This window comes from Agrobacterium sp. Azo12 (assembly GCF_029193765.2).
Lineage (GTDB): Bacteria > Pseudomonadota > Alphaproteobacteria > Rhizobiales > Rhizobiaceae > Agrobacterium.
Window position 1 is genome coordinate 689,510 of sequence record NZ_JARFYO020000003.1, and the last position, 14,723, is coordinate 704,232.

General features: G+C 55.4%; 14 protein-coding genes. 4 read left to right on the forward strand and 10 right to left on the reverse strand.

Annotated features, from left to right (window positions below; all coding sequences use genetic code 11):
* Nucleotides 1-9 precede the first annotated feature (9 nt).
* The 9 genes from PYL13_RS25195 to PYL13_RS25235 form a co-directional block, all read right to left on the reverse strand.
* The gene (locus PYL13_RS25195; protein ID WP_275642704.1) at nt 10-1,083 is read right to left on the reverse strand and encodes a saccharopine dehydrogenase family protein; all 1,074 of its coding nucleotides are present in this window, start codon (nt 1,081-1,083) and stop codon (nt 10-12) included.
* On the reverse strand, nt 1,080-1,868 hold the full coding sequence (locus tag PYL13_RS25200; protein ID WP_192490775.1) for an amino acid ABC transporter ATP-binding protein: 789 nt from the start codon (nt 1,866-1,868) through the stop codon (nt 1,080-1,082). Before PYL13_RS25200 ends, PYL13_RS25195 begins: the two co-directional genes overlap by 4 nt.
* A 12-nt stretch (nt 1,869-1,880) precedes the next feature.
* Nucleotides 1,881-2,546 (reverse strand): amino acid ABC transporter permease, encoded by a 666-nt coding sequence (locus PYL13_RS25205; protein ID WP_250983939.1) that lies wholly within the window; start codon nt 2,544-2,546, stop codon nt 1,881-1,883.
* 192 nt (nt 2,547-2,738) lie between these two features.
* The gene (gene dapA / locus PYL13_RS25210) at nt 2,739-3,656 is read right to left on the reverse strand and encodes a 4-hydroxy-tetrahydrodipicolinate synthase (protein ID WP_275642705.1); all 918 of its coding nucleotides are present in this window, start codon (nt 3,654-3,656) and stop codon (nt 2,739-2,741) included.
* A gap of 26 nt (nt 3,657-3,682) precedes the next feature.
* The gene (locus tag PYL13_RS25215; RefSeq protein WP_275642706.1) at nt 3,683-4,426 is read right to left on the reverse strand and encodes a 4-hydroxy-tetrahydrodipicolinate reductase; all 744 of its coding nucleotides are present in this window, start codon (nt 4,424-4,426) and stop codon (nt 3,683-3,685) included.
* 11 nt (nt 4,427-4,437) lie between these two features.
* A complete protein-coding gene (locus PYL13_RS25220) occupies nt 4,438-5,838 on the reverse strand; it encodes an aldehyde dehydrogenase family protein (RefSeq protein WP_275642707.1) in 1,401 nt (466 codons plus the stop codon).
* Between the two features lie 14 nt (nt 5,839-5,852).
* Nucleotides 5,853-7,190: an FAD-dependent oxidoreductase gene (locus PYL13_RS25225; protein ID WP_275642708.1), complete on the reverse strand. Its 1,338-nt coding sequence runs from the start codon at nt 7,188-7,190 to the stop codon at nt 5,853-5,855.
* Nucleotides 7,183-7,437 carry a (2Fe-2S)-binding protein gene (locus PYL13_RS25230; protein ID WP_259148398.1) on the reverse strand — a complete coding sequence of 85 codons (255 nt, stop codon included), beginning with the start codon at nt 7,435-7,437 and terminating at the stop codon, nt 7,183-7,185. The genes PYL13_RS25225 and PYL13_RS25230 overlap by 8 nt, the downstream gene beginning before the upstream one ends.
* The gene (locus PYL13_RS25235) at nt 7,434-8,609 is read right to left on the reverse strand and encodes an NAD(P)/FAD-dependent oxidoreductase (RefSeq protein ID WP_275642709.1); all 1,176 of its coding nucleotides are present in this window, start codon (nt 8,607-8,609) and stop codon (nt 7,434-7,436) included. Before PYL13_RS25235 ends, PYL13_RS25230 begins: the two co-directional genes overlap by 4 nt.
* 150 nt (nt 8,610-8,759) lie before the next feature.
* Here PYL13_RS25235 and PYL13_RS25240 point away from each other — a divergent pair, with 150 nt between their 5' ends.
* The 4 genes from PYL13_RS25240 to PYL13_RS25255 all read left to right on the forward strand — a co-directional run bounded on the left by PYL13_RS25240 (nt 8,760) and on the right by PYL13_RS25255 (nt 13,692).
* Entirely contained in the window at nt 8,760-9,689 is a 930-nt protein-coding gene (locus PYL13_RS25240) for a LysR family transcriptional regulator (protein WP_275642710.1), read from the forward strand.
* A gap of 166 nt (nt 9,690-9,855) precedes the next feature.
* Entirely contained in the window at nt 9,856-10,683 is an 828-nt protein-coding gene (locus PYL13_RS25245; protein ID WP_275642711.1) for a transporter substrate-binding domain-containing protein, read from the forward strand.
* Nucleotides 10,684-11,232: 549 nt separating this feature from the next.
* Complete coding sequence (locus PYL13_RS25250) at nt 11,233-11,463, forward strand: hypothetical protein (RefSeq protein ID WP_250983930.1); 231 nt, start codon at nt 11,233-11,235, stop codon at nt 11,461-11,463.
* Nucleotides 11,464-11,679: 216 nt separating this feature from the next.
* Entirely contained in the window at nt 11,680-13,692 is a 2,013-nt protein-coding gene (locus tag PYL13_RS25255) for a hypothetical protein (protein ID WP_275642712.1), read from the forward strand.
* A 72-nt stretch (nt 13,693-13,764) separates the two neighbouring features.
* Here PYL13_RS25255 and PYL13_RS25260 read toward each other — a convergent pair whose 3' ends face one another.
* A complete protein-coding gene (locus tag PYL13_RS25260) occupies nt 13,765-14,661 on the reverse strand; it encodes a sugar phosphate isomerase/epimerase family protein (RefSeq protein WP_275642713.1) in 897 nt (298 codons plus the stop codon).
* Nucleotides 14,662-14,723 lie beyond the last annotated feature (62 nt).

Here is a 14,723-nt window from a genome sequence, read left to right on the forward strand (position 1 = left end):
GACTACCAGTTACTGCAAAAGTGGCCTTAGAAACGGCGATGCCAGAAGCGCATCCGTATCAATGAGGTGGTGTTCGACATGCCCGTGCGGTTCAATCTTGCCTTGGCTTAACATGGACAACAGGGCGGCCGCATAACCTGTTGCGCCTGATATCAGTGCGTTGAACGGGCCAACGTCCTTGTTTGGTGCAAACCGATAGGACTTTGTCCGTTCGGTGGGCAACCTGCCACGATAGCCGCGTGCAGTTACCACAAGGAGCAGAATGTCGTCTTCGATAACCGGCAGGCCATTGTAGAGCAGCGAACGCAGCATATCGCGCCGATGACGCAGGTTGAGATCATCAAGCATAAAACGAATATAGTCGAGATGCCCCGGATAACGGATGGTCTTGAAGGTGAGGTTTTTCGGTGCGGCATGCGAAAAGATCGATAGCGCCTCTACCCCACCGGATGTGATGAACTCTTCGTAGCTTACTCCGTCAATACGCAACCGGCCGTAATCTTCCAGGGGTGTCAGCAGAACCGACTGCCCATCCCTGATCGCGGCACTCGGCCGGGTATATTCATCGATCAGCCCGTCAACATTCCAGATTTGCCCGTAACCGAGACGATTGGTGGGATAACGGGGGATGGCGCCGACACGCATGATGACGTCGGTGACCGGTGAAAAAGACTTGAGCAGGCCACAGGTAACATTGCCAATCAGACCGGGAGAAACGCCGCATCCGCTGAAAACCGCCCTATGTTTTGACAATGGCTCCAGTATCACCTGTGTTTCCGGCCTCGGGCAGGTGAAATCGAGATAATGAACGCCCGCTCTGGCCGCGGCCTGTGTAACATCTGCTACCGCCGGCTCAGGTACCGCTGCAACGACAACATCCTGCCCTCTCAGATAGGTCTGCAAATCCTCTCCGTGTCGAACAGCTTTGACAGAGGCATCTATCTCCATCTGTTGCAAGCGTGACAAAGCTTCTTCCGAGCGGTCAATGACCTGAATGGAAAATTCGCCACTTTTCGACAAGGTCCGGGCCATGGCGACGCCGATTTCTCCGGCGCCGACGATGCTGACGTTGAGTTTTGTCACAATGTCTGCCCCCTGAACCGCTGGACAAAGCCTTGCAAGCGCGGATTTTTCGGGCGCAGAATGACTTCATCTGCCGTTCCGGTTTCAGCAATTACGCCGCCGTCAAGAAACAGCACGCGGCTTGCCACATCGGCGGCAAAAGCCATTTCGTGCGTCACGATTGCCATGGTCATGCCTTTGTCGGCCAACCCACGAATAACCGCCAGAACCTCGCCGACCAATTCCGGGTCAAGCGCGCTCGTCACTTCGTCAAGCAGCAGGACCTCGGGTTCCATAGCCAGTGCCCGGGCAATCGCCACACGCTGTTTCTGGCCACCCGACAGATGAGCCGGATAGGATGCGTGTTTCTCGGCCAATCCCACCTGCCCGAGCAAATCCATCGCAAGTTCTTCCGCTTCGCGTTTTGGCCTCTTGCAGACCACGATTGGCCCTTCGGTAACGTTTTGCAGCACCGTTTTATGCGGGAATAGATTGAAATGCTGGAAGACCATGCCGACATGGCGACGCAAGGTACCGATGCCGACCGCCTCTCCCTTGTCACGAAAACTCTGGCCAACGACTTTCCCGCGAAAGCGAACCGTGCCGCCGGTCGGCGTTTCCATCATGTTGAGACAACGAATGAAGGTTGACTTGCCAGAGCCCGAGGGTCCGATCAGTGCGACCACCTCGCCGCGCTTGAGGCTGAGATCCAGCCCCATGAGAACCTCATGCGTACCATATGCCTTACGAAGCGCTTGCGTTTCGATGACAGGGACATTGTCGTGTGTGTGCTGTGTCATGTTCATGCATCCGTTCCGTTAGTCGCTGACTCTGAGGCGTCGTTCGATCCAGTCTGCAGCCTGGGTAAGCGGCAGGAGCATGGCGATGTAGAGGCCAGCCATTAAAGTGTAGGATTCCAGCGGCCGGTAGGTCTGGCCGTTGACCACCGCTGCCATGTAGGCGAGGTCAGCAACCGAAATGACCGACACCAGCGATGTGTTTTTGAACTGGATGACCGACTGGTTGATAAAGGATGGCAGCACCCTTTTCATCGCTTGCGGTAGGATGATGCGGGTCATCGACTGCCATGGGCTCATGCCGATAGCGGACGCCGCTTCGCGCTGTCCCTTGTCGATCGAAACAATGCCGCCCCGGAAGATTTCAGCGTAAAAGGCACCGACATAAAGCGACAGCGTCAACATGGCTGCCAAGCGATTGTCGATCGAGCCGCCGATCAGCAACGGAAATGCGTAATAGAACCACAATAGCTGCACCAAGAGCGGCGTACAGCGAAAGATTTCCTGATAGATGCGGGCAATGGCCGAGAAGATTTTCCAGCCGGAAAGCCGTGCTGCACAGGTCACAAAACCGATGATGATGCCAAAAAATATCGAGCCGAATGTATAGACGACAGTGATCCAGAGGCCCCAGAGAAAGAGGTCCCAGTACTGCCATACGGAGTGGAAGTCCCAGCTGTAATTCATCGCTCACCTCCGGTTGTCACGGCCGCGCATAAAAACGGGCAATACCCGCGCGGGGACCGCAGCTTCTCATCGGTTCGTTTTGTCATTGTTGTTCCCTTGTTTTTCGCGTCAGCCGCCGCAAGGTAACAGCAGCTGACGATTTGATAGTGCTATGTCCGCTACAGGCGGACAATGCAAAGCTGATGGCGCTGCTTATCGCATTTCTTGGAAGGCGACAGACGCGCTGGCAAAACGACCTAGAATTCCAATGAGCTTTTCGCGGTTCACGTCCGATACAGGCACCATCGGCAGGCGCATTTCCGGTCCCGCCAAGTTGGAGAGTGCCAGGGCAGCCTTGACCGGGCCGGGATTGGACTCGATGAACATGCCGTCCGTCAGTTCGGCGATCAGTTCGTGAAGCGCCAGCGCGCGCGCCGTGTCACCCGACTTCCAGGCTTCGACAAGCTGGACCATTTCGCGCGGGGCGACATTGGAGACAACACTGGTAACGCCGGCGGCACCTAGCGACAGGAACGGAAGGGTCAGACCATCGTCGCCGGAATGGATGATCAAGCCCTCCCCGCATGCCGCGCGAAGCTGCGTCACACGCGATGCTGAGCCGCCAGCTTCCTTGATTGCAATGATGTTGTCATGGCGGTACATGAGTTCGGCGCAGGTTTCCGGCGCAATCTCGACACCGCAACGGCCCGGAACCGAGTAAAGCATGATCGGCAACGTGGTTTCTTCTGCGGCTGCACTGTAGTGAGCCAGAAGTCCGGCCTGCGTCGGTTTGTTGTAGTAGGGCGTAACGATCAGCAACACATCGGCGCCTGCTTCTTCGGCGTGCTTCACTTTTTCGATCGTTTTCCTGGTGTCATTGGCGCCTGCTCCAGCCATGACAATCGCGCGGCCGGCGGCCAGCTTGACGGTGCGCGCAATCAGCATATCGGCTTCATCGTCACTCAGCGTTGCTGCTTCACCGGTTGTGCCAACAGGCACAAGTCCGGCGACACCGGCTTCGAGCTGGCGCTCAACCAATGCATCGTAGGCGGGCAGATCGACGCTGCCATCCTTGAAAGGGGTAATCAGGGCAGTGAAAACTCCGTTGAAACGGTCATGAATGTTCTGCATGGTCCAAGTTCCTCTCTTTATCTCGTTCAATCGGCCAGACTGTTGGCCAGGCTGTAGCGCCCCGCGGTGTGTTGTGTTGAAACCAGCCACTGCGCGGCGGCCAGCGCACCTTCCGCGTAAGCCGCCAGTGTTTCGACGCGGTAGCTGAAAACTGTACGGGCCGATCCCATGGTGAAGCGTACTTCGTTGATACCGACTGTTTCACCGATACGATCAATCAGGATGACCGGCTCTGGTGCGGGAAACCCCATGGTGAGGCTCTGTGCCTCAAACAGATCCCGTGCCAGAAGCCGCGACGTGCCAGAAGGCTCCGCCTTCTTGCGGGCATGATAGGTTTCGCTGATCGTCACTGTGGCGTCTGGCATGCGGCGGGCAAAATCGATCACTGAACGCCGGAATGCTTCAAAACCATGGGCGAAATTCGCGCTGATCATCAACGGTCGGCTGGTGGAAAATGCCGTCAATTGCGCATCATCTTCCGATGTAAAGCCGGTGGTTCCGATGACCACTGGAATGCTCTTCGGACCAAGTAGGTCCTGCATCGCAAGACTTGCTGCCGGAGTGGTAAAGTCGATCATCACATCGCTGCGGGTCTTTATCCAGCGTTCCGCCGGGCGATATTCAATGCTGCCACCGGCAACCGGCGTACCAGCCAGCCTCGATTGCGGCGAAACGAGTGCCGCAACCAGTTCCAGTCCCGGATTGGCAAGGGTGAGCTCAATGAGACGAGTACCAACCCTGCCGGATGCGCCGAGAATAGCAATGCGCATGGTGTTACTCCTCAGTCGATGACGACTTTTGGTTCCGACATCTCGCGTAGAGCAATGCGAACACCTTCACGGCCAAGTCCGGAGCGCTTCACGCCACCAAACGGCACGTGTTCGGCCCGGAAGTCTGGTCCTTCATTGACCATAACGCCCCCGACAATAAGATCCCTTGAGAAGGTCTTGATCAGCGCATGGTCATTGGTGAAAATACCCGCCTGCAATCCGTACGCACCGGCATTGACCTCGGCAATCGCTTCAGCCGGGTCGGAAAACGACCGGATTGCGATAACCGGACCGAATGTTTCATCGGCAATGACTGGCGCATCTGCCGTGACATCGGTCAACACGGTCGGAGCAAATACCGTGCCGTCATGGGAACCGCCTGTTAGCAATCTTGCGCCCGATCCGGAAACGCTTGCCGCGATCCGATCAGCGACATTCTTGGCTGCAGCAAGGTCAATGACAGTGCCCATGTCGGTATCTTCATCCGACGGGTTTCCAAACTCCACGGCATCAACGGCTGCCAGCAGTTTTTCTGTGAAGGTTTTTTCGATGTCGCGGTGCAAATAGAGCTTTTTGACGGCTGCGCAGCTCTGACCGGCAATCTCAAAACGATGTCCGATGGTGGTGGCGACTGCCTTGTCGAGGTCTGCGTCGGGCAGGACAAACAGCGGATCGTTGCCACCCAATTCCATGAGGCAGCGGATCAACCCGCTGGCGTTCTTGAGTGCCAGTCCGGCAGCCGGACCGCCGGTGAAAGACAGCAAATCAATCGGTGACCTGGCCAATGAAAGGGCCGCCTCAGTTGCACCATGTACCACCTGGAAAAGATCGGCGGGCCATCCAGCCTTCAAGGCAAGTTCACGCAGGCGTGCTGCGGCGAGTGGTGCCTTGGGAGATGGTTTTGCAACGACTGCATTTCCAGCAGCAATTGCCGGGCCCAACTTGTGGCAAAGCAGGTTCAGGGGGTAGTTGAATGGTGTGATGGCGCCGATTACACCGACTGGTTCGTAGGTAATGGTTGCCAGACGGTCGGCGCCGCCTTCGACGATAGCGCAGTGCAGTGCTTCACCATCCAGAAATGTTGCCGCATCTCCTGACAGCCGCAGCGTGTTCTGTGCTCTGCGAACCTCGTTACGCGCCTCGCGGATTGTCTTGCCCATTTCATTGGAAATGGTCTTGGCAAGATTTTCAGCGTCGGCGGCGATTTCCAGCGCCAGTGCATTCAGCATTGCGCGACGAACCGCCGGAGTCGAATGGCGAAACTCGCTCTGGGCTGCCTTGGCACGTGTGATGGCTGCGGCGATCTCGAGAGGTGAACTGACGGCTATTTCACCAACCGGTGCATCGTTGAATGGATTGCGGACGAGGATCACCTTGGCTGTATCAAGTATCAATCGCTGCGCTTGAGTCATCTCGGTAAACCTTTTCAATTGTTGTCGTGGGGAGTGGAGTTGGCGCCAGTCAGCGCCGCGATGGAAATCGGACGTAACGGCCAGCGGCGGCCGGTGAGGTCCTGTGCTGTCGCAGCACGGTCGCCCGGGTTGAGTTCAGCCATGAGAGCGGCGGTATTTGCCGCGCAGAAACGGCCCTGACAGGCACCCATGGCAAACCGGCCATTGTGTTTGACTTCGCGTCCGCTCAGCAGATCTTCTCGGTCACAGAGCTGGCGAAGATCACCGATTGTCTTGCCTTCGCATCGGCAAAGCACGGTTTCGTCAGGCAACTGGTTGAAGACCGATGATTGACCGGATGGTGCAAAGAGCGCTACCAAGATGTCCTGCGCCTTGCGGGCACGATTGATTGTTTTGGAGATGTTCGCTGCCGTCCCTTTGCCCGAAAGTATGGTAACGGCTGCCTGGCCCGCCCGCTTACCATCGGCGTTGGCAGCAAAAGCACCCAAAGCTTCGCGGCAATCACCTGCCCGCAGAACGAACGGGCCTGACGGGCTGTCTGTGACCTCTGGCGGCAGTCCAAAATCGTTCGGGCGAATACCATCATGCAGGCCGATGCGATCCGCCGAGATAGTCTGGGATTTGCCATCCTCGCTGCGAATGGTTGCAAGGAGTGCAGTTTCATTGCGCTCGATTGCCACCAGGCGTGCAGCACGTATCCACGGAATACGCCGGGCATATATATGCGCAAGATATCCGACTGCCTCACGCAGCAGTGAAAGATGGGGCAGCATTGCAAAAGAGGGTCCCACTTGTTGGAGTGGATCACCTGCCTCGACAATGGCAACCGGTGGATTGCCCAACCTGGCCATCTGCGCGGCAACTGCAATCAGCAAGGGACCACTTCCCGCAAGAAGGATATTCCCCTCCGGTGCCCTGCCCGTTTCTTTCATCATCACTTGCAAACCACCGGCGGTGGACACGCCGGGAAGATGCCAACCCGGCCTTGGCAAGACCTTTTCGACAGCACCACAGGCAATGATGACACCCCGTGGACGGCGCTGCTCGATGTGTCCCGTGCGCCTGTTGTCCAGCAAGACCACTCCGTCGCCATCCACGCCGAGGAAAACCGAATTGTGGTGCACCGGGATACGGGCTTGCGAAAATTTACTCAGGATCGCATGCCAACGAGCCTGTGTCTGCGCCGTGTGGCATGACCTTTCAACGCCAGCAATCGGTTGGCGGTAGATTGCACCGCCGAGAGTGTCGCGTTGTTCAACGAGTTCAACCATATAACCGGCGCGCGCGACCTCCGTCGCCGCAGCCATGCCGGCGGGCCCACCACCGATCACGAGAACATCTGGTTCAACCATGTCTGTTCTCCATCGGCTCCACCCGCATGCCAACTTTGGCCGGAGTGATGCAGGCTTCCCGGACTGTGCCGTCAATGCGCATGGCGCAACATTGGCAGGCGCCGATGCCGCAAAAATACCGTGTTTCCTGTCCCAGTCCGTCATGGCCGAAGCTGCGGATGCCGGCTGCGTCCAACGCTGCCGCGACACTTTCACCCGCACGAAACGGAATATTCTGTCCCATCCACTCAAACGTCATTGCGGTCATGCTGCCACTCCACAACTGTTGAAGCGGGCAGGATTAAATGCGGAGATATCAAGATCAGTTTTTTGATCGCAAATCAGTTGCGCGATAGCCTTGCCGGTTACTGGGCCAAGGCAAATGCCATCCCCTTCAAAGCCTGTTGCGACATAGCCGTTTTCGAGACCGGGAATTCGCCCTACCAGCGGTAGACCATCAATAACAGCGGTGCGAACGCCCGAAAAACTCCGTAACAGCCTGACCCCTGCCAGACCGGGAACGAGATCGACGGCGCTGGATAATATCTGCGTCACCGCATCGATATCGTTGGTTTCGCGGCGGCCGAAATCTTCGCGGGTACCGCCGATCAGGAACTGCCCTGTGGTGAGCGGATCAATAACCAGTCCGAGGCCACGCGATGCTGCTGCCTGCGCGCCTTTCTGGCTGCCTTTGCTCAGGAGATAGCGGCCGGACATGATGGCGCCGGGCATTAGGGCATTCAGTGCCGGTGCCCGTTCGGTCACCAGAAGCTGGCCTTTTCTTGGTGTCAGCACATCTGACAAACCAAGGAGTTTGGCGGATCCGTTGCCGGCCGCAATAACAACCGCGTCGCCCCTGAGATCACCGCGGTTGGTGGCAATAGCGGCGATACGGTTACCGCCCTGTTCAACGCGGATGCCCTGAACCTGCGTATCGCGGTCGACTTTGATTTTTGCTGCGGTCAGCAGCCGGTGAACGATCTGATAGCCAATGGCGTGGCCTTCACCATGCACCTCGACAGCCATTTTCGCCTGTCGCGAAAGTGCCGGAAATGAATGGTGCAAGGCCGCGTCACTGAGCGTCTTTACAGTGACCCCGGCACTCGCAAGTGCTGCCGAATGGGCGTCCAACACAGCGCATTCATCGTCCGACGTTGCAATGATGAAGGTCGAGCGCCGTTTGAATGCACCTGCAAGCAGGCCCTCATCCGCCAGCTGCCCATAGAGTGCGACACCCTTCATTGCTGCGGTCATCATTGGGCCTGGACGCTTGCTTGCGACCGAGACGGCGCCGTCTGCAGCCCCGGTTGCTTCGGCAGCAGGTGCTGATGCGTCAAGCAGCCTTACCTCTGCGCCACGCTGGGCCAGAAAATAGGCAGTCGCAGCACCGACGATGCCGGATCCGACGACGATAACGCTGAATGAAGAGCGGGATTGCATAAATTTCTGGCCGACCTTGTTGCTTGTCGCCCGATATTGGCGGAGGCTGGCCTTGTCCGTCGATACAAGATGATGACGTTACTTGGTCACGAAATTTGTATCCGCTAAAAACTCATCACTCTCTAGAAAAGAGGGAGGGGGACCAAAGTCATGGCCAAGATAAGCCTTACACTCATCCAGACATTTTATCAGGTGGCGCGCCTGGGGTCGTTTTCCGGTGCGGCACGAGAACTCAACTTGAGTTACCAATCAGCCGCCAATCACGTCCGGCGGCTGGAGCAGATTCTCAAGGGTAAGCTGATCGATTCAGAACAGGGCGCCAAGCGGATATCGCTCACGCCGCGCGGGCGCGCACTTTATAATCTGTTGCATCCAGAGCTTGATATCATGCTCGAACGGTTGACAAAGCTGATTGAGAACCAACGTTCGTCACTTCGCGTCGGCATGCCACAGGCGATTTTCTATTACCTTTTCACCAACATATTGTCGCGGTTCCGCGAGGTTTTTCCGGAAATCGAGTTCGCGGTGTATGAACGTGATACCGTGCTGGCTGAATTGGTCAAAAACGGCAGTCTCGATGTCTGTATTTCCGAGCGATATTTTGGTGATCCGGTCGTACCGCAGCGATTGCTTGGCAGCTACAGGCTGAGTTGCGTTTATCCTGAAAGCTGGGGCGACCTTCCTGACCCGCAGGATATACCAAGCTGGGCGGAGGGGCGGCCGTTCATAACCTACGAGCCCGGGCAGACCCTTCGAAATCTTGCCGTCGATTTTCTGGCGCGTGACGGGGCAATCGTGCAGCCTGTTGTGTCCACTTCAGGCAGTTCCAGCGTCAAGCGTTGTGTGGCCGAGGGGCTGGGCTTTTCGATCATTCCATCGTGGTGTGTCGGGCCGAAAGATCACACGATCCGCAGTAAAAAACTCACCAATCTGCCAGAGGTGCGCGTCTATTTCGGAACCGCAGGATTTCTGCAGAAACACCCGATGGTACAGCAGTTGTTCGATGACTGTCGCCGAGAACTTGTCGGGCCGGTGCTCGATCCTCCACGGGCGAGCGAGCTTTCGCTTCCGCCGCTGTGAGCACGACATATAAAAAAGCCGATAAGTACGTCCGAGTCTCTAGCATTGTTCCCTGTCAAATCGCGGATAGGCTGGTTCTCGACCGCTTGGCCATGTGGACTGGACTTCCAGGAGCACGGGTCGCGGACAGTAAAAAATATTCCGGGGAACATAGGAGAACGAGATTATGAAATTATTTTCCAAGCTCTGTGGTGCGGCAGTGATGGCACTGTCACTGTTGGGCAGCAGCATTGCCTCAGCTGGAACAATCGATGATATCCGTGGCCGCGGCGTCCTTCGTATCCCGGCTATTCTCAATGAAACGCCCTATTTCAACAAGGATCCACGCACGGGCGAGTGGCAGGGATTTGTCATCGACATGGCAAATGACATTGCCAAGACGCTCGACGTCAAACTTGAAGTGGTTGAATCCAGCTGGGCGAATGCCATCCTCGATGTACAAAGCGGCAAGGTCGACATGGCTTTTGCGGTTACTGCAACGCCAGTCCGCGCCATGTCGGTGTCGTTCTCTGATCCGACCTATTACAACAGCTTTGTCATTGTTTCCTCAAAAGAAGAACTCAATGGCAAGACCTGGAATGAACTGAACGATCCCAAATATACATTTGCCGTTGATCTTGGTTCTGCACAGGATCTGATCACCCAGCAATATTTGCCTAAGGCCAATATTCTGCGTTTCAAGACCCGTGACGAAGCCATTGTCGCTGTTACCACGGGCAAAGCCGAGGGCTTGGTCAACACCATGTTGAACGGGCTGGTGATTTCAAAGAAGGCACCAAACATTGGTTCCGTACAGGTCCCTACTCCGGTGTTGTCGACACCGTCGGTGATTGCCCTCAACTACAGTGTGGACGAGCCTTTCAAGACATTCGTGTCTGCTTGGGCAGAATATAACCGCCGTATTGGCAACAATCAGACCTGGATCCTGAAAAGCCTTGAGCCATTCGGCATTACGCTGACAGACATTCCTGATGGCTTCGGCTTTGGCGGCTGATCGCTTTTTTGTCTAACGACTGTCCTTTCCTTCTAAAACGAAGGGAAGGATTTCTGCATTCCGGCCGCAAGCCACACGACATCGTTGATTGCAGCCCAACTCCACCGCGCTAAAAGCGCGATTTTTTGCTTTGCTGGCAGAGTACTGCCTCGAAAAATATCTGAAACTATAGCGAGAAACGAAAAAGCCTGCCGCGGGAGGAGGTGCGGCAGGCTTTCGAAAGAATTGAATAGCGACTGGGAGGAGGATTCCGCTATTCTGCCAAACGTCCCTTGGGAGGAGGAGTGGGACGTCTGATGACGAAGCTTTGCGGGAGGAGGTGCATCGCTTCGTTGAGTTAATGAATACGATAAAATGCGTGCCTTCGAAATAGCCAATAGCGCAGTGGAGCTATGCAAAAATAGATGATCACTTTTGGTTCACGGAAAAGATCAGTCGAAACTTGCGGAAGACTTCCGTTATTAAGATTCTGTGAACATCACTCATCCAGTAGGACAGCCAGAAAATTTGTGATATCCGGCCGGTTTTACGAATGAGAGGATAAGTACCGTGAGCGACCAGACAGTAGCTGAGGTAACTGACAAGATTTACGCATCGATCCAGTCGGACAATGCTGACATTGACCTGCATATTGCTGACCTCAAGCAGGCGTTGGCGCGTGAAGGCGCCAAGGAAGCGGTTTTTGATCCGGCAAAATTGGCCCATAACAACCGCTCCGGCCGTAAGTTGATGCAGGCCTATTTCCGCCAACGTGGCGTGACCGTGAAGTTTTCCGCGTGATCCTGATGGTGCCATCGCGATATTTGCGGTCCTTGGCTGTGATACCGCTGCCGCAAATTTGATCCCAGGCCCGGTCACTCATGGCATGGGTGGCCACATGTTTTTGCAAGGTGTTGATTTATCACCGGCGCTTGTCTCCGCCCGGGCTTGCGAAGCAACTTTCGCGTGCTTAAAAGACGTTTCGTTTCAATTCTGTATAGTAAAAGGACCAACTTCGTGGAACAAGCAAACAAGCAGACCGTCAAGGGTCGGCGCAAGGCGCTATTTGCAGCCGTTGCAGTGATCGCAGTTGCAGCCGTCGGCGTCGTCGGGGTTAAGACTGTCTACGAAGGCAAAGTGAAGGATTTCATCGCCAGCACTGGCGGCACAGCTGAGGTCGTCAAGGTTGATTTTCTCGGACGCATTCATGTTCGCAACTTTGTGCTGCCACAAGCCGATGGCGGCAATCTGCGTATTGCGGCGGCCGATGGCCGCCAGGAATTTCTGTTCCTCAAAAGCGATCTGCAGGTAAATGGCGTTGAAGTCGAGACACAATTGGTCAACGCTTCGATACCGCATATCCGCTGGGAAGAGCCGGCTTTCAATAAAAATATCCCGCACGACGCCTCTCCTGCTGAAGTGATTGCAAGCTTTTCCGCAAAGCGTATTTTTATTCCTGAAACCATCGCTACTCAAAAAGTCGCCAATACCGGTCAGAAGACGGTTTACAAAGATGTTGTCTTCACAGGGGTGGCCGATGGCAAGATCGCCCAATATTCGGTCGATAGCAGCAGCTATGATGTCACGGTCGATGTGCCGGAGAGTGATGCCGCGACCAAAACGAAGAATATGCTGATCACCACCGGTGCTATCGCAGGTGAGACCATTGATGTTGCCTATCTTGTCCGGCTGTACACTGAAAAGGCTGGCCCTGACGAAAAGGACGCAAAGCTTGTCTATGGACCGGTTACGGTCAGCAAAATTGCTTTCTCAGACGGTGAGACGAAGTTCACTTATGATGAGATGATCAGCAAGGGGGTCAGCTCGCGCATGCCATCGGAGCCCCTTCTGGAGACTTTGAAGGCACTTTCAACAGCGACAAACTATGACGATCTCTCACCTAAAGAGAGGCAGGCATATTTTGGCAAGTTTCTTTCTCTCGTCGACATGATGGGCAAGGCCGATTTGGAGCTGCGCGGCCTGACTGTCGACGCCCCTAACACGGCGAGCGATGAAGAAGGAAAGAAGCTAAAGCTGGTCGTTGATAGTACTTTTTTGCAAATGGACGGTCGCAAGCTCAATGTCGGCCTGCACGGCTTGAAAATGGGTAATGGCGACGACAAAATCGAAGTTGCTGAGGCCAGCCTTACGGGTTTCGACTGGGGTTCGTCGCTCGAGGGCTTCGGCAAGTTTGTGAGTCTTGAAGAAGACGAGATGGCCAGCTTTGCATTCAGCCAACTGATGCCGGAATTGGGCACCATTCGCGCTGCAGGTATCAATGTTGATGTGACGACCCCAAAGACAGATGATACGGCAGAAGGTGATGAAGCGGCGGCGGCAACTGTGCCTGAGCGCGTTCAATTCCAACTCAAGAACTATGAGATGGCACTGACCAAGCCATTTAACGGCATTCCAACCGACATCACGATCAAACAGGAAGATTTGACGCTTCCAATCCCTGAGAATTCTTCGGATGAAACCTTCGTGCAGTTGCGCAAGATGGGTATGGAGGTTCTGACCGTCTCCTACGGGCTTGCTGCAAATTGGGATGAAGCAAACAAGAACCTCGTCATCAAGGAAATATCTGCGAATGGCAAGGATATCGGCAGCATCAATTTTTCCGGTCTGGTGAGTGGCTTTGGCGAGGAGTTTTTCTCGTTCGATACAACACGTATGCAAGGGGCGCTTTTTGGCCTCGCTGGTCGCGAAGTGAAGATGACGATCAAGGACGAAGGTCTGATTGACAAGGCCGTGAAGCTTTACGCGGCGCAAAACGACATGACCGAAGATCAGGTACGAGGCATCTTGACAGTAGGTGCGACCATGGGCCTGCAGGAAATCACGGCCACACAGCCACAACTCCAGGGCGCTGCTGACGCCGTTCTTCGCTTCATCAACGCGCCAGGTACATTGACTGTCACGATCAAGGCCAAAGGTCCGAACGGCCTTGGTGTTCTTGATCTGGCAGCCGCATCGCAAAATCCGATGTATCTGTTAGGCCGGGTCGATATCGAAGCAAAGGCTGAATAAGCGCGACCCAAGAAGTTGGCGGCTCAGATGTGTGGGCCGCCGACGACCTTTAAGGCGTGTTGGGTCTGTTCGTTAAACTGGCAGATGAGCCTGACGAACCAGTTGGCCTTTGAGGTGGGCTGTTTCCAGCCCAAGTTCGATAAAGCGGTGCGCATGTTTGGCCAGGGCAACGTTATCGTCCCACAAATTGCGCCAGATGGCCGTCTTCAGTGACAGATCTTTATCGACGATGGTGGTTGAGAAGGATTCGAACGTCACATAGTCATTCCAGCCAATTGCTACCAGCGCGTCAAAGATTGCCGGGAAGTCGATTGTGCCGGTTCCGAGATAACCACGGTGGCTTTCGCCAATGTGGATGTAGCCGATCTTGTCTGCCGCGTGACGGATGGCGAGACCAACATCGGCCTCTTCAATGTTCATGTGAAATGTATCGAGATGTAGCAGCACATTCGAGGCGCCTGTATCCTTGATATAGGCCATGCCCTGTGCGGCGGTGTTGAGCATATTGCTCTCGAAGCGATTGACGATTTCGAGATTGAGTGTGACGCCGGATGCCTTGGCGCGGTCTGCCACCTTGGTCAGCGCTGAGACGCTGTTATCCCATGATCTTCTGGTCAGCACATGTTCCTGCTTGCCATGGGAGGAACTCAATATGCCTGCAAGTTTGCTGCCGCCGAGATCGCGCACCAGCGCGACAGCCCGGTCAAGGATATCGACGCCGTTGGCCACCACTGATGCGTCATCGCTCGAGATATCGCCTTCTGGTGGCAGGCCCATGCTGACGGCAACGTCGAGGCCGAGTTCACGGATACGGCCTGCAAGCCAGGAAACATCGACCTGAGCAGGATCGAGATAAGAGAACTCAATCAGCTTGTAGCCCAGCTTTTGCGTGTTCTCGAGCGCCTTTTCAAGCTCGCCGCGCGAGGAGCCAGCGCTCCAGACAAAGGAATGCACACCGATCTTCGACATATCCCGGTACTTTCTGAATTGAATGGAAAAAAAGTCGGACTGGCACCGCATAGACCTGTGGT